We start from the raw sequence: 18,625 nt of genomic DNA on the forward strand, positions 1-18,625 counted from the left end.
ATGCGGTCATATTTCTTGTTTGAAAATACTCATAAGGAGGTGCTGTCCGGTGCGGCAATTGTTCGTCCGGAATATCAGGTCATCCTGATGTGAATGGGTGGGCGAATATCGGCAACTTTGTGCGGGATGCGGACGGAAATTTGAAGAGAAAGGAATCCGATAAATGAAATTGAATTCCATTTTTCAGGATTCTAAGGGGTTACTTGGTCTCTGCTTTCTTCACGCCGTCAGGGGCAATGCCTCGTTGCGGGCGAAGGCCGTCATCACCATCGCCTCGGCGGCATCGGCCGACAGCGGGCGCGAGATCAGAAAGCCCTGCAGGCAGTTGCATCCCGCCTCGGCCAGCCAGTGCCGCTGTTCGGCGGTCTCGACCCCCTCCGCCACGGTGGACAGCAGCAGCTTCTGGGCCAGGGCGATGACGGTGGAGGCGATGTCGGGAGCGTGCGGCAGGTCGTTGACGAAGCTGCGGTCGATCTTCAGCACANTCAACGTCGGCAGATGGTGGCGCACGTCCTTCATGATGACGGTCTCGGTGATCTCCAGCTCCAGCAGGTCGGGCGGAGTGCCGTGGCGTTGGAGCACCTGTTCGACCAGCCGGGCGAAGGCGGGATCGGCGAGCTGTCGGGCGGAGACGTTGACCGCCACCGGCACCGGGCCGTGGTCCAGCGCCCAGCGGGTGGCGGTCCGGCACGCCTCCTCCAGCACCCAATGCCCGATCTCGATGATCAGGCCGGTGTCCTCGGCGACCGGGATGAAATCGGCGGGGGAGATCGCCGACCCCTCGTGCCGCCAGCGGATCAGCGCCTCGAAGCCGGTCAAGCGGCCGCCCACCGCCTCGATCTTCGGCTGGTAGACCAGTTCGAAGGACTTGGCCGCCACCGCCTCGCGCAATCCGGCCTCCAGCCGCAGGCGGGTCTCGGCGCGGTCGGTCATGTCGCGGGTGTGGAAGACGAAACGGTCGCCGCCCGCCGCCTTGGCCGCCTGCATCGCCGAATCGGCCATCCGCATCAGCCCGGCACCGTCCGGGGAGCCCCCGACGCCCGCAACGTCCATGGGGTGGAGGACGATGCCGATGCTGGCGGTGACATGGACGCGGTGGTCGCCCACCTCGCGCAGAGTGGACAGGCCGTCCAGCAGCCGCTGCGCCACCATCGCCGCCTCATCGCGGTCGGCGACATGCTCCAGCATCACCACGAACTCGTCGCCGCCCAGCCGTCCGACCGTGTCGCAGCGCCGCACGCAGGCGCCGAGCCGCTCCGCCACCCGGCAGAGCAGCAGGTCGCCCACCCCGTGCCCCAGGCTGTCGTTGACCCGCTTGAAGCGGTCGAGATCGATATGGAGCAGCGCCAGCCGTCCGGCGCCCGGCCCGCGCGCGCGCTCGGCCAGGTCGATGGCATGGTCCAGCCGGTCGAGCAGCAGCGCGCGGTTGGCCAGCCCGGTCAGCGGGCAGCGGGTCGCCAGCCGGCGCAGCTCGTCATGCTCCTGCTCCAGCAGGGTCAGGGTGTGGTTGAAGCGGGCGATGACGAAGCCGAGCTCGTCGTCGGCATGGCCGCGCGGCACGACCAGCGGCTGTCCATAGGGCTTCTCCGGATCGATGCGCGCCACCGCGCGGCCGATCTGCAGAAGCGGGCGGGTCAGCAACCGGTGGAACACCGCCGCCATCGCCAGCCCGATCAGGAGGTTGCGCAGGGTTCCGGCAACCAGCGCCGCGGAGACATAGGCAAGGAAGCCGGCCGCCGCGCGCCCGGTGTCGATCCCGACCGCCAACCGGCCGACGATCCGGCCGCCGTCCGCCGGCGTGCTGCGGTCGGCTGCGGGGATGGGGAGGTCATGAACAAGGATCGGCGTGTCGGTGAAGAGCAGCGCGGTCGCCGCCCGGCCCAGCAGCGACATCGGCGATGCAGCCTGTTCGCGACGGGCCAGCAGCGTGCCGTCTCCCAGCCGGATCTCCGCCCAGCCGGCATGCGCGCGCACCACGCCGTCCAGCACCTGACCGGCCAGATCGCCGTCGATCAGCCAGGCGGCGGTGGCGGCCGGCCCTTCCACCAGATTGGCGACCTGCCCGATCCGGTCCAGCGCCGCCTCCCGCTCACGCGATGCGGTCCAGGCGAATTCCGCCGCGGTGATGGCGAATCCGATGACGAAGGCGGCGAGGACCGCATGAATCGCCTGCTTCAGCGTCAGGCTGCGCAGGACTGGGATCGCCATCGTACCGTTCCTCGACCGCGTGTTTCGCATCGCCATGCAACTCCGGAGGTAACCCTTCGGAGGGTGTGGCAAACCGATGCATTAATGGGGCGGGCGATGACTGGAACGCGGCGGTTCTGTGAAATTTTTGTAACCGGGAGTCCGGCTTATTGCTGACAATGCATATTGCTGCATAGCGCCATTCCCGTGACGCATGGCTACCATTCAGCATTGGTAATACCAGTTCGTGTGCGGCGCAGCATATCTTGGCCTTGCCCATTCTCGGGGCGTTTCCTCCCTAAACTTCAGGGCCGCGCATTTGCGCGGCCCTTTTTCTTTGGGGAACGGAAAAGGGGCCGGGCGGGTGCGTCAGACCCGGCGGGCGAGCGCCAGCAGGCCGCCGGCGCCGATCATCAGGCCGCCGGTCAGCCGGTTCAGCGACTTCGCCGCCGACGCCGTCGTCAGCTTCGCCGCCAGCCGGTCGCCGCCGGTGGCATAGGCCATGATCCAGCCGAACTCGATCACCACCATGGTGGCGACCAGGGCGATCAGCTGCGGCGCCAGCGGCGCGCCGGCATCGATGAATTGCGGGAACAGCGCGCCCATGAAGACCAGCGCCTTCGGGTTGCTGAAGGCGACCAGGGCGCCGCGCAGGAACAGCCGCGCCGCCGACCCTTCGCCGGTCGCGGACGCCGCGGCATCGCGGTTGACGGCCGGCTCCACCGGCGCCCGCCACGCGGCGATGCCGAGCCAGGTCAGATAGGCGACGCCGGCCCAGCGCACGATTTCGAAGGCGAGAACGGAGGTGGAGAGCAGGGCGCCCAGCCCGAAGGCCGACAGCGCCGCCATCACCGCCAGCGCCGCGCACATGCCGGCCCCGCCCCAGGCGGCGCGCCGTGCGCCGAAGCGCAGGCCCAGGCTCATCGCCAGCAGCATGTTCGGCCCCGGCGTCATCGAGATCACGAAGGCGGTGGCGAAGAAGAAGGCGAGCGTCTGCCACGTCATGGTCTGGGGCCTCGACTACGGGGATGGGCAACAATCGGAGGCACCACAGCACCATGCGCGCCGTTCCGCCGCAAGCGGTGCCGGCGAAACACTGCCATGCCTTGCCGGGCGGATTACGGAAAGGCCGCCTGGACCCGCCAGGCCCGGAAGGCGAGGTTGGCCGAATCCTGGTCGGGACGCTTGTAGGCGGCAAAGCGGCGGTCGCGGATGCGGGCGCGGGCGTTGGTCCACACCACGCTCCAGTCGATGGTGCCGTCGGCCAGCAACCGTTCCTCGATGATGCCCAGCAGCGCCTCGTTGACGGCCGACACGCCGATGTTCTGCGTCGCCAGAACCAGCGCGTCGGGCGCCCGCTCCAGCGTGGCGCGGAGCCGCGTGTGGCCGCCGCAGGACCCCCAGAAGACCAGCGCCGTGGCCGGCGCGATCTCCGTCATCGTGCCGTCCTCGTGATAGCTGTGGCCGCGGTGGATGACGATGGACGGGGTCAGCCCCTCGCGCGCCATCCAATCCCAGGCCGCGGCGCGTCCGGCGTCGCCGGCGCCGGGCATATCGGCCACGATGACGATGCGGCGGCCATGGCGGTCGGGGCTGACGGCGACGACGAAGCCGGAGCGGCTGTGCAGCGCCCAGCCCTGCATCCGGTGCTGCCGCAGGAAGCCGCGGAAGGACGCGCGTCCGTCGGGATCGTCGTAGAAGGTCATCCGCTGCACGTTGATGCCGTTGCGGAACAGGCGTTCCGCCGTCAGGACGGGCGGTGTGCCCAGCGAATGGCGCTGAAGGAAGCGTTCCGCTTCGAAAGCGGGGCTGGCCGGCCGGCCGGAGAGGCGCGTCGCGTGCAGGCTGCCCGCCAGCCCGGCCATGGCCTTGACGGTGCCGTCGCCCGCGTTGCGGTACCAGGCCGCCAGCTCATCCTCCAGCGCGGAGCGGACCGCATGATTGTCGAGGTCCATGGCGTCGGCCAGCACCCCGATGGCCACCGCGGGATCCGGCATGCCGCCCGCCGCCGGAGGCTGCGGCGTCCGGATGGCCGGCAGCAGGGCCTGGATGCTCTCGCGCATCAGCTCCCGCGCGGTGGCTGGGTTGGTGCCGAACAGGCTGCCGGCCCGCCCGCCGCCGACGACGGCGATGAAGAAGTCCGCCCACAGCGGCCGGGTGCGCGCCCCGCGGGCGAGGTCGAGGATGCCGCGCCGCTCCTGCTTCAATTGAATCTGGAGGATGTTGACCAGCCCGTCGAGCGACGAGGTGTAGAGCTGCGGCCCGATCCGGGCGATCAGGCCGAACAGATCCTCCGACGACAGCGCCAGGGTGATGCGGAAGCGGTCGGCCGGCGGGTCGTCCACCATGTCGTCCAGCAGCAGGCCGATCTTCGGCGCCATCAACGCCGGGTCGCGCGCCAGGGAAGCCCGCAGCGCCTTGGCCGCCTGGGATTCCAGCTGCCGCAGAGCGTCCTTTGGCAGGCGTTTGCGCAGTTCGTGCCGGGTCTCGTAGAAGGGCATGCCGCTGTCGAGCGAGCGCGTCAGCAGCCCGATCTCCAACGCACGGGCGACGATCTCCGCTCCGCCGGGACGGGTGGAGAGCTGGTCCGCGGCAGCCACGGCATCGAAGGGGGCGAGCATGGCCGCCTCGCGCAGGGCGCCCAGCGCCGCCTCGCCGGGGAACAGGCTGGAACAGCGGAAGGCCTCGGCCGGGTTGCTGCGGGCCAGTTCGGCGAAGGCCGCATCCCCGCCGAACAGCGCGTCGAGAACGGGCTTGCCCGCCGGCTCGTGGTCGGCGCAAGCCGTGTTCGTGTCGATGGCGCGGACCGCGGGAGCCTGCAGCTTGGGCAGGTCGGGCGCCATCAGTTCGGCCGAATGCAGCGGCGCAGGCACGGTCTGTGCCGCCGCAGCTCCAAACCAGCCGCCAAACCAGCCGCCGGGCCAGCCGACGGCCAGGATGGCCAGGAGAGCGCACATGGTCGATGTCGGCCGCGGCAAAGCGGCGGAGGGCGGGCGGCCTGTAGGCGCGTCGAAGGCTGATGCGGACATGAACTGCCGGACGTGGGGCGGACACGAGGGGGCGGACACGAGGGGGGTTCCGCCGGTCGGCTTACCCCTTATGGCTTAAGCTACGCAGGCAATCGGGCTTTTGTCATCCGTTACCAGTGCCGCCGTCACGGATTGCGTCCATCATTCCGGCGTGCGATGGCAGCGGAGTACTCCGCCTTGGCCTTTCATAGCCGCCGGAATCTCCCGGCCGGGCATGGACAGGGACCGTTCGCATACCAATCCTCAATCCTTCGTCCGACGCCAGGCGTCCGGACAGCCGAGGCGAAGGGGGGTGCGTATGCGTGCATACCGTCTTTTGGCCCAACTCCTTGCCGGTATCCGGGCCTGCGTCCTGATTCTCACCCCCTTATGCCTGTCCTTGTCCGCGGTTCCGGCCGCGGCCCAGACTCCGGTGGATCTGGAGCTGGTCCTGGCGGTGGATGTGTCCGGCAGCGTCGATCCGGACGAGGCGAAGCTGCAGCGCAACGGCTATGTGCAGGCGCTGTTGAATCCGAAGGTGCAGGCGGCGATCCGCGGCGGGCCCTTCGGCCGGATCGGCGCCACCTATGTGGAGTGGGCGGGGGAGGGGCACCAGCACACCGTCGTCGGCTGGACCGAACTGAGCGACCGGGCCAGCGTCGAACGCTTCGCCGGCATGGTGGCGGAGGCGCCGATGATGACGGAGCAATGGACCTCCATCAGCGCCGCCATCGACTATTCCGTCCCGCTGTTCGAGAACAACGGGTTCGAGGGCACGCGCCGGGTCATCGACCTGTCGGGCGACGGCGAGAACAACCGCGGCCGCCCGGTGGAGGAGGCCCGCGATGCCGCCGTCGCCCGCGGTATCACCATCAACGGGCTGCCGATCCTGAACGACCGGCCCAACCCCTGGGGCGGAGCGCCGCCGAACGACCTGGAGGGCTATTACCGCGATCATGTCATCGGCGGTCCCGGCGCCTTCCTGGTCCCCGCCCGCGACTTCGATGCCTTCGCCGATGCGATCCTCAGCAAACTGCTGCTGGAGGTGTCGGGCATCCAGCCGGCCGGGCGGGAGCGGGACCTCGCGTCCCGCTGAGCGGACCGTCCGGACCGGAGAGGCGTCAGTCCACCGCGCGGTCGATGGCGCGGCCGGCCTTTTCCGCCGGACCCGGCGGATCGATGGCGTCCTTGATGCTCTGGCCGGCATTGTCGATGGACTCGCCGGCGCGCTCGGCCGGGCCTTCATTGTGGCAGGCGGCCACGGCGGCCAGCGGCAGGACCAGGATGGCGGTGCGCAACAGCGTCAGCATGACGGTCTCCATTCTTGCGTGGCGCGCGGCGTCCGGTGGCGGGCGGCGCGCTGCGGTGCGAGATGAACGGTATGGCCGGGTTCGAGGTTCGGCCGGCTATCCGATTGAACCGCTGAAGGTCGCGCTTGGGCCGGAGCCGGCCCGGATGGGCTATTCCTTCCTCTTCCGCCCTGAGAGCGGGGCTGCTCCCGAGAATCGGACCCGCCCGCATTTTGTGTTCTACGGTCAACTGCCCGCCGTCCGTCCCGTGCCACTCTCGCCCGAGGGATGAGACGGGCGGGAGGCCGGGATGGCTGGATACCATTGCGATCTGGGGCGGCAGCGCCACCGTTTCACCGATCTGAGGGCGGTGATGGCGTGCGCCTCGCCGCGGCGGTCGGGAGACGAACTGGCGGGCATCGCCGCCGACAGCGACGAGCGGCGGGTGGCGGCGCGCATGGTGCTGGCCGACCTGCCGTTGAAGACCTTCCTGAGCGAGGCGCTGGTCCCCTACGAGACCGACGAGGTGACGCGCCTGATCATCGACCGCCATGATGCCGAGGCCTTCCGGCCGGTGGCGCACATGACGGTCGGGCAATTCCGCGACTGGCTGCTGTCCTACGAGGCCGACACCGCGGCGCTGACGGCGCTCGCCCCCGGCCTGACGCCGGAGATGGCGGCGGCGGTGTCCAAGCTGATGCGCAACCACGATCTGGTCTGCGTCGCCGCCAAATGCTCGGTCGTCACCCGCTTCCGCACCACGGTCGGGCTGCCGGGGCGGCTGTCGAGCCGGCTGCAGCCCAACCATCCGACCGATGACCCGACCGGCATCGCCGCCTCCACGCTCGACGGGCTGCTCTACGGCATCGGCGATGCGGTGATCGGCATCAACCCGGCGACCGACAATGTGCCGGCCTGCATCGCGTTGCTGGAGATGCTGGACGCGGTGCGCACCCGCTTCGACATCCCGGTCCAGTCCTGCGTGCTGGCCCATGTCACCACGACGATGCAGGCGATGGAGCGCGGGGCGCCGGTCGATCTGGTCTTCCAGTCCATCGCCGGCACCGAGAAGGCCAATGCCGGTTTCGGCGTCACCCTGTCGCTGCTGGCCGAGGCGCAGGAGGCGGCCAGATCGCTGAAGCGCGGCACCATCGGCGACAATGTGATGTATTTCGAGACCGGGCAGGGATCGGCCCTGTCGGCCGACGCCCATTTCGGCGTCGACCAGCAGACGGTGGAAACCCGCGCCTATGCGGTTGCCCGCGCCTTCGACCCGTTGCTGGTCAACACGGTGGTCGGCTTCATCGGCCCGGAATATCTCTACGATGCCAAGCAGATCACGCGGGCCGGGCTGGAAGACCATTTCTGCGCCAAGCTGCTGGGCGTGCCGATGGGCTGCGACGTCTGCTACACCAACCATGCCGAGGCCGACCAGGACGACATGGACGTCCTGATGACGATGCTGGCGACCGCGGGCGTCAATTTCCTGATCGCGGTGCCCGGCGCCGACGACGTCATGCTGAATTACCAGAGCCTGTCCTACCACGACGTGCTGGGCCTGCGGCATCTGCTGAAACGCCCGCCGGCGCCCGAGTTCGAGGCGTGGCTGGAGAAGGCCGGCTGGCTCGACGAGCAGCGCCGCCTGCCGCCCTGGCCCGACCAGAGCCTCGTCGTCTCAGCCCTGCTGGGGAGTGCGGGCCGATGAGCGATACCCAGAAGGATCCGTGGGCGCGCTTCCGCGGCGCCACCCGTGCCCGCATCGCGCTGGGCCGCAGCGGCGACGGCCTGCCGACCAGGGCGCTGCTGGAGTTCCAGCTGGCCCATGCCCGCGCCCGCGACGCGGTGCACAGCGCGGTCGATTTCGACCGGCTGGCCGCCGATCTCGCTCCGCTGGAGACGATCCGCGTCCACAGCGCCGCGCCCGACCGCCCGATTTACCTGCGCCGGCCCGATCTGGGCCGCCGGCTGGATCCGGCCAGTGCGGCGACCCTGTCCGGCGGGGAGTGGGACCTGCTGTTCGTGATCGCCGACGGGCTGTCGGCCGCCGCCGTGCAGGTCAATGCGGCCCCGCTGGTCCATGCCTGCGCGGCACGGCTCCCGCATCTGCGCATCGGCCCGGTGGTGCTGGCCGCACAGGCGCGCGTGGCATTGGGCGACGAGGTGGCGTCGGCGATGGGCGCCCGTCTCGTCGCGCTGCTGGTGGGGGAGCGGCCGGGCCTGTCGGCGGCGGAATCGCTGGGGGTCTATCTGACCTGGGACCCGAAGCCCGGCCGCGCCGATTCCGAACGCAACTGCATTTCCAACATCCATGCCGACGGCCTGTCGATCCAGACGGCCGCCGACAAGCTGTGCTGGCTCGCAACCGAGGCGGCGCGGCTGAAACTGACGGGGGTCGCCCTGAAGGAGGACGCCCCGTCCCTGGCCGGTCCGGACAACGAGAAAAACCAACTGACCGACCGGTCTTGAGAGAGCGCCGCCATCCAAACCAACGCCTTTGAACAGGGGCAGGAGGCAACATGTCTGGGAACACGAAGCCTGAATTGAGCAAGAGCCTGAGCGGGCTCCATCTGTGGGGGATCGCCGTGGGGCTGGTGATCTCCGGCGAATATTTCGGCTGGAGCTACGGCTGGGCGGCGGCGGGGACGCTGGGCTTCCTCGTCACCACGATCCTGATCGCGGCGATGTACACCACCTTCATCTTCAGCTTCACCGAGCTGACCACCGCCATTCCCCATGCCGGCGGTCCCTTCGCCTACAGCTACCGCGCCTTCGGACCGAAGGGGGGCTTCGTCGCCGGATTCGCCACGCTGATCGAGTTCGTCTTCGCGCCGCCGGCCATCGCGCTCGCCATCGGCGCCTATCTGAACGTGCAGTTTCCGGGGCTCGACCCCAAGCTGGCGGCGGTCGGCGCCTATGTCATCTTCATGGGGCTGAACATCGCCGGCGTGTCCATCGCCGCCACCTTCGAGCTGTTCGTGACGCTGCTGGCGATCTTCGAGCTGGTGGTGTTCATGGGCGTGGTGTTCCCCGGATTCTCCTGGGCCAACTTCACCGCCAACGGTTGGGCCGGGTCGAACAGCTTCGGCATGGATGCCTTCGGCGGCATCTTCGCCGCGATCCCCTTCGCCATCTGGTTCTTCCTGGCGATCGAGGGCGCCGCGATGGCGGCCGAGGAGACCAAGGATCCCAAGCGCACCGTGCCGCGCGCCTATATCGGCGGCATCCTGACGCTGGTGGTGCTGGCCTTCGGCACCATGATCTTCGCCGGCGGCGTCGGCGACTGGACCGCGCTGTCCAACATCAACGATCCGCTGCCGCAGGCGATGAAGGCGGTGGTCGGCGAGTCGAGCGGCTGGCTGCACATGCTGGTGTGGATCGGCCTGTTCGGCCTGATCGCCTCCTTCCACGGCATCATCATGGGCTATTCGCGCCAGATCTTCGCGCTGTCCCGCGCCGGCTTCCTGCCGCCGGTGTTCGCCCGGCTGCACCCGACGCGCAAGACGCCCCATTGGGCCGTGCTGGCCGGCGGCGTGGTCGGCATCGCCGCCATCTATTCCGACGAGTTCATCCAGATCGGCGGCCTGCCGCTGACCGCCAACATCGTCACCATGTCGGTGTTCGGCGCCATCGTCATGTACATCATGAGCATGGCCGCGCTGTTCCGCCTGCGCGTCGTCGAACCGGCGCTGGAGCGGCCGTACCGCGCGCCCTTCTATCCGGTCTTCCCGGCGATCTCGCTGGTGCTGGCGGTGCTCGCCCTGCTGACGATGATCTATTACAACGCGCTGGTGTTCGGGCTGTTCGTCGCGCTGTTCGCCCTGGGCTACCTGTTCCACATCGCCACCGCCGGCATGCGGGCGCAGGCCGGCGGCACGTCCGGGCTGGGGCACATGGATGCCTTCACCGAAGCGCGGACGATGGTGGATTGAGGGGTGGTGGGGGTACTGGCTGAGTGGTGCCCCCTCCCTAACCCTCCCCCACCTGNCGTCGTGGCTCCGGATGAAGCTGCGGATCTCCGGCAGGATGCTTTCGCGCCAGCGGCGGCCGTTGAAGATGCCGTAATGGCCGACACCCTTCTGGAAATGCGTCTTGCGCATCCCGTCCGGCAGGGACGAGCACAGCCGCTGCGCCGCGATGGTCTGGCCGGGGGCGGAGATGTCGTCCAGCTCGCCTTCCACCGTCATCACTGCGGTCTTGGCGATCGCAGCCGGCTCCACCTTGCGGCCACGGGAGACCATGGTGCCGTTGGGCAGGGCGTGCTTCTGGAAAACCGTCTCGATGGTCTGGAGGTAGAACTCCGCCGACAGGTCCATCACCGACAGATATTCGTCGTAGAAGCGGCGGTGCTGCTCGGCCGAATCGCCGTCGCCGCGGACGAGGTGGCGGAACAGCCCGACATGCTCGTTGATGTGGCGGTCGAGGTTCATCGACATGAAGCCCGACAGTTGGATGAAGCCCGGATACACGCGGCGGAAGGCGCCCGGATAATAGACCGGGACCGTGGTGATCACGCTGCGCTCGAACCACTTCAGCGGGTGTTCCATCGCCAGCTTGACCGGGGTCGTCGGGTTGGCCATCGGGTCGATGGGACCGCCCATCAGGGTCATGCTGCGGGCCTGTACCGGTTCGTCCGCCGCCGCCATCAGCGACACAGCCGCCATCACCGGCACGGCGGGTTGGCACACCGCGATGACGTGGGTGTTCGGCCCCAGGAAGCGGATCAGTTCCGCCACCGTGTCGATGTAGTCGTCGAGATCGAAGCGCCCGGCCGACATCGGCACCAGCCGCACGTCGATCCAATCCGTGATGTACACGTCATGGTCGCGCATCAGTGCCTCCACCGTGCCGCGCAGCAGCGTGGCGTGGTGGCCGGACATCGGGGCGACCAGCAGCACCTTCGGCTGGGCCGGCGTGCCTTCCGGCTTGGCGAAGTTCAGCAGCTTGCAGAAGGGCGATTGCCAGACGAAGCGCTCGGTGACTGGAACGGTCTGCCCGTCGACCACCGTTTCCGGAAGCCCGAAGGCCGGCTTGCCGAAGCGGCGGGTCGTCCGCTCCACCAGTTCCGCCCCGGCGGCGACCGCCCGGCCCAGCTTGGTGTAGGACAACGGCATCAGCGGATTCTGGAAGGTGTGCTGGGCGGCTTCGGCCCAGAAACGCATCGGCCGCATGGCAGCGTGTTGCATGTCGTACAGGTGATACAGCAAGTCAGATCCTCACGTCACGGCTACCCCCGGTCGGCCAGGGTCGGTCATTCCTTCGACCACTTATTGATCGTATTACCAACCATATCCTTCGTCGGGGATCGCGTATAGGTCAAGAGCCTTTTCGCGATTGCAAAGCTCTGTTGTTAAAAGAACATTGCGGTGCACAAAAAATTATCAACCGCAACAATTCCCCTATGACCTCCGCGCAGGATTCCGTTGGTCATACTGACGTTTTGTGACGGCTTCCGACGATCAGGGAACGGCCAGCACCGCGCGGACCGGCAGATGGTCCGATGCCCGACGGGTGAGGATGGTGCGGACCACCTCGAAAGCGGGGATCTGCAAGCCTCCCGTCACATAGATGCGGTCGAGCCGCAGGGTCGGCATGCGGGCGTGGAAGCTGCGCGGATTGGCGACGTCGGCGAAGGAGGACGCCAACTGGCGCAGCCGGGGGGAACTGGGCGTCCATTCGTTGAGATCGCCCATGAACAGGGTGGGCAGCTCCGGTTGCCGCTCCACCCGCGACACTATGTCGCCGACCTGCTTGGCCCGTTCCCAGGGGTCGAGGCCGAGATGGGCGACGATCACCCGAACCGGGCGGCCCTCCACCTCCACCACCGCGTCGATGCCGCCGCGCGGCTCGCGCTTGCCGACGGAGAGGTCCATCGTCTCCATCGAGCGCACCGGCAGGCGGGTCAGCAGGCAATTGCCGTAATGGGCGCGTTCGCTGTGCTTGGTCGGGCCGGCATAGGCCTTCAGCCCGGTGTGCTGTTCCAGGAAGGCGAACTGGTCCATCCCCGATTCGCCGCGATGGTGCCAGCCGACCTCCTGCAGGCCGACGAGGTCGACGTCGAGGTCGCGGATCACCTGGGCGATGCGGTCGGGCGCGAATCGGGCATCCAGCCCGACGCAGCTGTGGATGTTCCAGGTGGCGACGCTGAAGGCGGCCATGCCGTCCGGAACGGGGGAACTGCGGTTGTCGGCACGGCGGGGACGGCGGGCACGGGCTGCGCGCAACGCGGCGGCGATGCGCTGGACACGCTCACGGCTGAAACGGATCACGGTTCCAAAATCCTTTCGTCTGGCCTGTCATCCTGCCGGCCTTGTCCCTCTGCCGTCCGGCCGGGCTTCCGTCCCGACCGGCCGAGCAGCCGGCCCGTCAGCCAGCCGAGCCCGATCGCCACCGCCCCCATCGCCACCAGCAGCGCGATGTCGGCGGCGCCGGGATTGCCGATGGTCCGTTCAAGCTGGTGCCCGAGCAGATTGAAGGCAAGGATGCCGGGCGCAAGACCGACCATGGTGCCGATCACATAATCGCCGAAACGCAGCTTCGACGCACCTGCGGCAAGGTTGACCACGGTGTAGGGCGCCACCGGCACCGCGCGCACGCCGGCCACCGCGGCGATGCCGCTGTCGGCCAGCTTGTCGTTGAGCCGTGCGATCAGCGGGCCGCCATGGCGGTCCAGCAGGTCGCGCCCCGCCAGCCGTCCGGTCCAGAACATCGCCACCGCCGAGGCCACCGCCCCGCCCATGGCGGTGGGGAAGCCCCACCACGGTCCCATCATGATGGCGGTGGCGGCGATCAGCACGGTCAGCGGGAACATGACGTAGCCGCCCGCGACAAAGGCCAGGATCACCCACAGCGGCGCCAGCGGACTGTCGCGCAGGGTCTGGAAGACCGCCAGCACGGCGTCCAGCGTCGCCCAGTCCTGCAGGGCGGTGTAGCGCCACATCCCCCACAGTCCCAGGATCGCCAGGATGCCGGCCAGCATCAGCCAGTGGCGGGTGCGCGGGATCCGCGACGGCAGCACCCGGCGCACGATGTCCACCGCATCGACCGGATGTTCGGGATCGAAGACGCGGGCGTCGGCGACCGCGGCGGCGAGCCCGTCCGGTTCGGGATCGTGCAGCGGCTCCAGCGTGCGACCCACCGGCTTGCGCAGCGACTCGATGGCCGCGGCGAGCGAGCCCAGCTGCCGGTGCGCCGCCGCCACCGCAGCCGGGCTGGTGCCCAGATGCTCGGCGATCAGATCGTCGCGCGTGTGGCGGATCGCCCGGCGCGTCTCGGCGTCCTCCGGCCCCGGCCCGGCTTCCAAAGCCAGGTCGCATTCGGTGTCGAGGCCCATGGAGCGGTTGTTGAGGTTGGCGGAGCCGATGCGCAGCAGCCGGTCGTCGACCACCATCACCTTGGCATGCACGGTGATGCAGGCGCCGCCGTCGGTCAGCGCGGCGAACAGGCGGAAGCGGCCGTGCCGGTCGGCCTCGCGCAGCTCGCGGGTCAGGCGGGCGCGGGCGCCCAGCATGACGGTGTTCTCAAGCCAGCTGGTGGTGCGCACCGGGTTGACGACGATCACCTCCGGCCCGTCCTCCTCCGCCAGCCGGGCCTTCAGCGCCTCCGCCACGGCGGTGGAGGCGAAATACTGGCTTTCCAGATAGATGACCTCGCGCGCCTGGGCTATGGCCTCCAGATACAGCGCCTCCACCTCGCGCACCGCCTCGCGGCCGTTGCAGGCGGGATCGGTGCGGGCGATGCCGACACGCACGCCGCGCAGCAGCGGCTCGAAGCCCGGCGGCCAGGGGTCGGCGGCCAGCGGGTGGCGCCGCGGCGGCCGGCCGGGCGACGGGGCGGGGGGCGGCAGCGTCTCGCCGGTCGCCCGCGCCCAGCGTTCGCGGAACATCTCGCCCAGCGCGTGGGCGGCGTTGCCGTCCACTGCCATCATCACATCGTGGAACGGCTCGTAGGGCTTGCCGTCGGGCTGGCGCCGCCGCGGGTCGTGCCCATGATGGGCGCGGGTGTCCCAGCGGTTGGCGGTGATGTCCAGCCCGCCGCAGAAGGCGACCCGGTCGTCGATCACCAGCAGCTTCTGGTGATGGCAGGCGCCGGTCGGGTGATCGCTGTCCAGCCGGTACTGCAGACGCCGGTGGGTCAGCCAGTTGCGCAGCATGAAGGGGTGCGACCAGCGGGCGAGGTCGAACAGTTCGGCATAGTCCCATTTCAGCACATGGATGTGCAGATCGGGCCGTGTCGTCGCCAGCCAGTTCAGCAGCGTGCCCAGCCGGTCGGGCCGGCGCGGCCGGCGCGTCTGCGGCATCAGGCGGATGCGGGCGTCCAGATCCCAGGCGGTCAGGTAGATGGTGCGCCGGGCCCGCCGCATGGCGGCCTTGGCCAGCGCGAAGTAATCCTCGCCATCGACGATGACGCCCAGCCGGGCCGTCTCCTCCACCCGCCAGCAGGTCCGTCCCGGATCCAGAATCGGCCGCAGCGCACCGGCCGGCCCAGCGGCGTCGGGCGTCGGTCCGGCGGAGGGGAGGGGCTGGGGCGAGTGGGCGTACATGGGGTCCGGTCGTCTCGTGGGTCCTGGCCATAACATCTGGGAAGGCCTTTCCTTCCCCGCCCTCAGCCATTTGGTGAAGGCCGCCGGGAATTGCAGCCACCCCGGCCACGCTGCCGGTCGAAAAAATCGGAAGGCGAAGGCTTTTCCGCCGCACTTCCAGGGCATGCGCTAATTCTGTTGCTCCATGGGGGTGGGGACGCTTACGGTCGCATGTCGTACGCGATACGACGTTTTCCACCCGATACCGTCCTTCCCCCGATACCGTTCTTTCAATGCCGCGCCTCCTGATCCGCCGCCTGATCGATGCCGTGCCGACCGCCATCCTGCCGATGGCGGCGGGGGTGGGGTTGTCGGCACTGGTGGCGCCGCAGCCGGACGCCGCGACGGCGCTGCTGAGCGGGCTGGCGGTGACGCTGCTGCTGACCCTGCCGTCTCTGGCGGTGGGCACCGCGCTGGGCGCCCTGGCAGGCTCCTGGTCAGCGGTGGCGCCGCGGTCGGCGGGCGGACTGATCGGCCGGTTCCTGGCCGGGGCGGGTCCGCTGCTCCCTGGCTTCCTGCTGGCGGCCGTCGCGGCCCTCGCGGTTCGGGCGGGGGCGTCTGCCGCACCGCTGGGTTGGACCACGCTTGCCATTCCGGCCGCCTGCCAGGCGGCGAGGCTGTCGCGCCCGGCGATGGAGCGCGCGCTCGGCGCCGGGCCGGAGGGCGGCGCCGTGCGCATGGCCCGCGGCCTGGGTCTGGACGAGCGCACCGTGCTGCGCCACCACGCCCTGCCGCAGGCGGTCGCCCCGGTGATGGGCGGCCTGCGTGCCGCGGTTCTCGCCGCGGTGGTCGGGGCGGTGGCGCTGGAAAGCCTGTTGGACCTGCCGGGGGCGGGCGCACTGATGATCGACGCCGCCCGCGCCGGGTCGGCAGCGGGATCGCTGCCGGCGCTGGTGGCCCTTTGCGGGCTGACCGTCCTGCTGGGTGCTCTCGGCCTCGCCGTGCGCGACTGGATCGATCCGGCCAACCGCAGCTCCAGGCCCTATGACGGGGCGTGACGGACGAAGGGATCCGATGGCCGAGCTCGACCAATCACCGCCGTCCCACCCGGTGACGTCCCACCCGGCGGCGCCGCGCGCCGGCTTCGCCCGCGGCCTATCGGGCGCCGCGGTGCTGGTCGCCCTGGCGCTTGCCTCGGCTGCCGCGCCGCTGATGGCCGACGGGGCCGCCATCCACCGGCTGGACGCCGATCCGGTGGCCGCCGCCCTGCTCGACGGGCGGGGCAGCCTGTCCTTCGCGCTGCTGGCCGCGGTCCTGGGCGGGGCGCTGGGCATCGGCTGGGCTCTGCTGGCCGGGCTGCTCGGCAGGCTGTCGGGCGACCGGGCGGAGCGGCGGGCCATCGCCGCCGCCCACCGGCTGTCCGGCCTGCCGCTCGCCCTGCTGGTGCCGTTGGCCGGCGGGCTGGTGGGGGAGGTCGGGCCGCTGGCCGTCGTCACCGCACTCACCGCCGCCCCGGCCGTTGCGGCGCTCGCTCATGCCGAGCTGTCCGCTTTGCTGCGGGCGGAGTTCCTGACCGCCGCCCGCGCCGCCGGCCTGACCGAAGGCGGCCTGTTGCGCCACCACCTGATCCCCAATGCGGTGCGCCCGCTGCTGGCGGCCGGGACGCTGGCCCTGCCGCGCGTGCTGGCGGCGGAGAGTGCCGCCAGCCTGCTCGGCCTCGGCCTGCCGCCGGCGCTCGGCAGTTGGGGCGCCACGGTCGGGCTGGCGGCGCGGCTGGGCGACCCGGTGGCCTTCGTTCCGCCGGCCCTGCTGCTGGCACTCGCCCTTTGGGCCGCCTGCGCCGTCGCCGACGCCGCGGTTGCGGGAAATCGCAAGCCATGAACCACAGTGCGCCGAGAGCCGTTCCGGTGGAGACCGAGGCGCTGACCCTGATGGTCGGCGACCGCGTGCTGCTCGACCGCGCCAACCTGCGGGTGGAGCGCGGGGAGGTGCTGGCGATCACCGGCGGCACCGGCAGCGGCAAGACCGCCCTGTTGGGCGCGCTCGCCGGTCAGCCCCTGGCCGGGGTGGACATGGCCGGCGGTGCCCGTGTCGAGGGGCGCCTGCTGATCGCCCAGGGCGGGCAACTGGCACCGCGCCGGCCGCTGGCGCTGCAGGTGGCGGAGGTGGTTGGCCATCACCTGGGACTGGATCTGCGCGGCGCGCTGCGCCGGACGGCCGACGGGCTGGACCGCATGGGCGTGCCGCCCGCCGCCCGCCGGTTCGACCTGCCGCCCGAACAATTGCCGGACTCGCTGCGCTGGGCCTGCCTGTTCGCCATGGCGGTGGCGGTGGGGCCGGCGGTGCTGCTGGCCGACGCGCCGGCAGCCGGGCTGGACCCGACCGTGCGGCTGCGGCTTCTCCACCGGTTGGCCGACTGGGCGCGGGCGGACGGGGTGGCGCTGATCCTGGCCGGACGGCCGGAGGATGGCGTGGCCGGTCCCGCCGACCGCGTGCTGTCCCTGCGCCGCGGCCGGCTGCTGCCCTACGAGCCGCCGCGCATCGCCCCGATGGCGCCGATGGAGGCGCCGGGGACCGCGCGGCTGCATGCCCGCGGCGTCGGAATGGCCTATCCGCTCGCCCCCGGCCCGAAGGGGGAGGCGCGGGCGCTGACCGTGCTGCACGGCATCGACCTGGATCTCGGCCTGGGGGAGACGCTGGCCCTGCTGGGCGAGACCGGCAGCGCCAAGGCGACGCTGGCCCGGTCGCTGCTGTGCCTGCCGCCGCCGACGGCGGGGGCGGTGGTGTGGATGGGCCGCGACCTTGCCGCCGCTGCCGCCCCGCTGGCCGACGCGGTTGGGGAGGATGCGGATCCCGGCGGCCTGCGCCGCGCCCGGCGCGACCTGCAGCCGCTGTTCCCCGACCCGGCCGCCTCCTTCGATCCCGCCATGACCATTGGCGACCAGTTCGCCCTGGCGCTGGAAAGCCTGCGCCCCGACATCGCCGCCGACCGCCGCGACCTGCGCATCGACGAGGCGCTGGAAGAGGCCGGGCTGCGCCCCGACACGGCGCTCCGCTGGCCCGGCGGGCTCAGCAAGGCGGAGGCCGCCCATGCCGGGCTTGCCCGCGCCTTGTTGCCGGAACCGCGGGTACTGATCGCCGACGATCCCGCCGCGGGCCTGTCGGCGGAGGAGCGCGAGGGGTTCCTCGACCGCCTGACGGCGGTGCGCGACCGGCGCAGCCTGGCGCTGGTGCTGGCGACCGACCGTTATCTGGAGGGGCTGCGCGACGCCCATCGCGGCATGGTGATGCTGTCCGGCCGGGTGGTGGAGAGTGCCGACTCCGAGACGCTGCGGACGGCGCCGCTGCATCCCTACAGCCGGGCGATGCTGGCCGCGGCCCGTGGCGAGCGGCCGGCCCTGGAAGGCGATGCGCCGTCGGCCTTCAGCCCGCCCGGCGGCTGTGCCCTGCGCCGCCGCTGCCCGCTGGCCCGCGATTTCTGTGCCCAGGCTGTCCCATCGCTGGAGGAGGTGGCGCCCGGCCACCATGTGGCCTGCCACTATTGGGACACCGCGCTCGACGGCGGTGCGCCTTTCCTGGATTCCTAACGCGCTTCATCGCCGCGTTACGGACATGAAAAAGCC

At 70.3% G+C, this 18,625-nt stretch carries 13 protein-coding genes and 2 pseudogenes; 7 read left to right on the top strand and 8 right to left on the bottom strand.

From position 1 onward, the window contains the following. Positions 1–219 precede the first annotated feature (219 nt). From A6A40_RS31890 to A6A40_RS26820, 4 genes and pseudogenes are all read right to left on the bottom strand, one after another. Positions 220–484, bottom strand: a 265-nt coding sequence (locus A6A40_RS31890; protein WP_236784066.1) for an EAL domain-containing protein, incomplete at its 5' end; no start/stop codon positions are given. A 1-nt stretch (position 485) separates the two neighbouring features. Then, a pseudogene (locus A6A40_RS31895) lies at positions 486–2,244 on the bottom strand (putative bifunctional diguanylate cyclase/phosphodiesterase); the annotation flags it as partial. Between the two features lie 312 nt (positions 2,245–2,556). Next, positions 2,557–3,192, bottom strand: a complete 636-nt coding sequence (locus tag A6A40_RS26815; RefSeq protein WP_108548865.1) for a LysE family translocator — start codon at positions 3,190–3,192, stop codon at positions 2,557–2,559. 113 nt (positions 3,193–3,305) lie between these two features. Further along, a complete protein-coding gene (locus A6A40_RS26820; RefSeq protein ID WP_236784067.1) occupies positions 3,306–5,144 on the bottom strand; it encodes a hypothetical protein in 1,839 nt (612 codons plus the stop codon). Between the two features lie 370 nt (positions 5,145–5,514). Between A6A40_RS26820 and A6A40_RS26830 the strand changes: the two genes are divergently transcribed. After that, the gene (locus tag A6A40_RS26830) at positions 5,515–6,291 is read left to right on the top strand and encodes a DUF1194 domain-containing protein (RefSeq protein WP_108548866.1); all 777 of its coding nucleotides are present in this window, start codon (positions 5,515–5,517) and stop codon (positions 6,289–6,291) included. 25 nt (positions 6,292–6,316) lie between these two features. Here the strand turns inward: A6A40_RS26830 and A6A40_RS26835 are convergent, their stop codons facing one another. Further along, the gene (locus A6A40_RS26835) at positions 6,317–6,505 is read right to left on the bottom strand and encodes a hypothetical protein (protein ID WP_236784068.1); all 189 of its coding nucleotides are present in this window, start codon (positions 6,503–6,505) and stop codon (positions 6,317–6,319) included. Between the two features lie 289 nt (positions 6,506–6,794). On the opposite strand from A6A40_RS26835, the gene A6A40_RS26840 reads away from it, so the two are divergent. Genes A6A40_RS26840 through eat form a run of 3 tightly spaced genes read left to right on the top strand, consistent with a single transcriptional unit; the run spans position 6,795 to position 10,413 of the window. After that, positions 6,795–8,189 carry an ethanolamine ammonia-lyase subunit EutB gene (locus tag A6A40_RS26840; protein WP_108548868.1) on the top strand — a complete coding sequence of 465 codons (1,395 nt, stop codon included), beginning with the start codon at positions 6,795–6,797 and terminating at the stop codon, positions 8,187–8,189. Next, positions 8,186–8,950: an ethanolamine ammonia-lyase subunit EutC gene (gene eutC / locus A6A40_RS26845; protein WP_108548869.1), complete on the top strand. Its 765-nt coding sequence runs from the start codon at positions 8,186–8,188 to the stop codon at positions 8,948–8,950. The genes A6A40_RS26840 and eutC overlap by 4 nt, the downstream gene beginning before the upstream one ends. Positions 8,951–9,000: 50 nt before the next feature. Continuing rightward, positions 9,001–10,413 (top strand): ethanolamine permease, encoded by a 1,413-nt coding sequence (eat, locus tag A6A40_RS26850; protein WP_108548870.1) that lies wholly within the window; start codon positions 9,001–9,003, stop codon positions 10,411–10,413. 56 nt (positions 10,414–10,469) lie between these two features. On the opposite strand, the pseudogene A6A40_RS26855 reads toward eat, so the two are convergent. From A6A40_RS26855 to A6A40_RS26865, 3 genes and pseudogenes are all read right to left on the bottom strand, one after another. Next, a pseudogene (locus A6A40_RS26855) lies at positions 10,470–11,688 on the bottom strand (polyhydroxyalkanoate depolymerase); the annotation flags it as partial. Between the two features lie 252 nt (positions 11,689–11,940). After that, the gene (locus tag A6A40_RS26860) at positions 11,941–12,750 is read right to left on the bottom strand and encodes an endonuclease/exonuclease/phosphatase family protein (RefSeq protein WP_108548871.1); all 810 of its coding nucleotides are present in this window, start codon (positions 12,748–12,750) and stop codon (positions 11,941–11,943) included. Then, the gene (locus A6A40_RS26865) at positions 12,747–15,023 is read right to left on the bottom strand and encodes a VTT domain-containing protein (RefSeq protein WP_108548872.1); all 2,277 of its coding nucleotides are present in this window, start codon (positions 15,021–15,023) and stop codon (positions 12,747–12,749) included. The genes A6A40_RS26860 and A6A40_RS26865 overlap by 4 nt, the downstream gene beginning before the upstream one ends. A 272-nt stretch (positions 15,024–15,295) precedes the next feature. On the opposite strand from A6A40_RS26865, the gene A6A40_RS26870 reads away from it, so the two are divergent. Genes A6A40_RS26870 through A6A40_RS26880 form a run of 3 tightly spaced genes read left to right on the top strand, consistent with a single transcriptional unit; the run spans position 15,296 to position 18,589 of the window. Then, entirely contained in the window at positions 15,296–16,060 is a 765-nt protein-coding gene (locus tag A6A40_RS26870; RefSeq protein ID WP_108548873.1) for an ABC transporter permease subunit, read from the top strand. Positions 16,061–16,076: 16 nt separating this feature from the next. Beyond that, entirely contained in the window at positions 16,077–16,883 is an 807-nt protein-coding gene (locus A6A40_RS26875; protein WP_108548874.1) for an ABC transporter permease subunit, read from the top strand. After that, positions 16,880–18,589 (top strand): ABC transporter ATP-binding protein, encoded by a 1,710-nt coding sequence (locus A6A40_RS26880; RefSeq protein ID WP_108548875.1) that lies wholly within the window; start codon positions 16,880–16,882, stop codon positions 18,587–18,589. Before A6A40_RS26875 ends, A6A40_RS26880 begins: the two co-directional genes overlap by 4 nt. Positions 18,590–18,625: the final 36 nt, after the last annotated feature.

The sequence above is a fragment of the Azospirillum humicireducens genome, assembly GCF_001639105.2.
Lineage (GTDB): Bacteria > Pseudomonadota > Alphaproteobacteria > Azospirillales > Azospirillaceae > Azospirillum > Azospirillum humicireducens.

Bases quoted from the DNA above. Each gene is read 5' to 3' on its own strand.
- A6A40_RS26815 (WP_108548865.1), bottom strand. From the start codon at position 3,192: ATGACGTGGCAGACGCTCGCCTTCTTCTTCGCCACCGCCTTCGTGATC.
- A6A40_RS26820 (WP_236784067.1), bottom strand. From the start codon at position 5,144: ATGTGCGCTCTCCTGGCCATCCTGGCCGTCGGCTGGCCCGGCGGCTGG.
- A6A40_RS26830 (WP_108548866.1), top strand. From the start codon at position 5,515: ATGCGTGCATACCGTCTTTTGGCCCAACTCCTTGCCGGTATCCGGGCC.
- A6A40_RS26835 (WP_236784068.1), bottom strand. From the start codon at position 6,505: ATGCTGACGCTGTTGCGCACCGCCATCCTGGTCCTGCCGCTGGCCGCC.
- A6A40_RS26840 (WP_108548868.1), top strand. From the start codon at position 6,795: ATGGCTGGATACCATTGCGATCTGGGGCGGCAGCGCCACCGTTTCACC.
- eutC (WP_108548869.1), top strand. From the start codon at position 8,186: ATGAGCGATACCCAGAAGGATCCGTGGGCGCGCTTCCGCGGCGCCACC.
- eat (WP_108548870.1), top strand. From the start codon at position 9,001: ATGTCTGGGAACACGAAGCCTGAATTGAGCAAGAGCCTGAGCGGGCTC.
- A6A40_RS26865 (WP_108548872.1), bottom strand. From the start codon at position 15,023: ATGTACGCCCACTCGCCCCAGCCCCTCCCCTCCGCCGGACCGACGCCC.
- A6A40_RS26870 (WP_108548873.1), top strand. From the start codon at position 15,296: ATGCCGCGCCTCCTGATCCGCCGCCTGATCGATGCCGTGCCGACCGCC.
- A6A40_RS26875 (WP_108548874.1), top strand. From the start codon at position 16,077: ATGGCCGAGCTCGACCAATCACCGCCGTCCCACCCGGTGACGTCCCAC.
- A6A40_RS26880 (WP_108548875.1), top strand. From the start codon at position 16,880: ATGAACCACAGTGCGCCGAGAGCCGTTCCGGTGGAGACCGAGGCGCTG.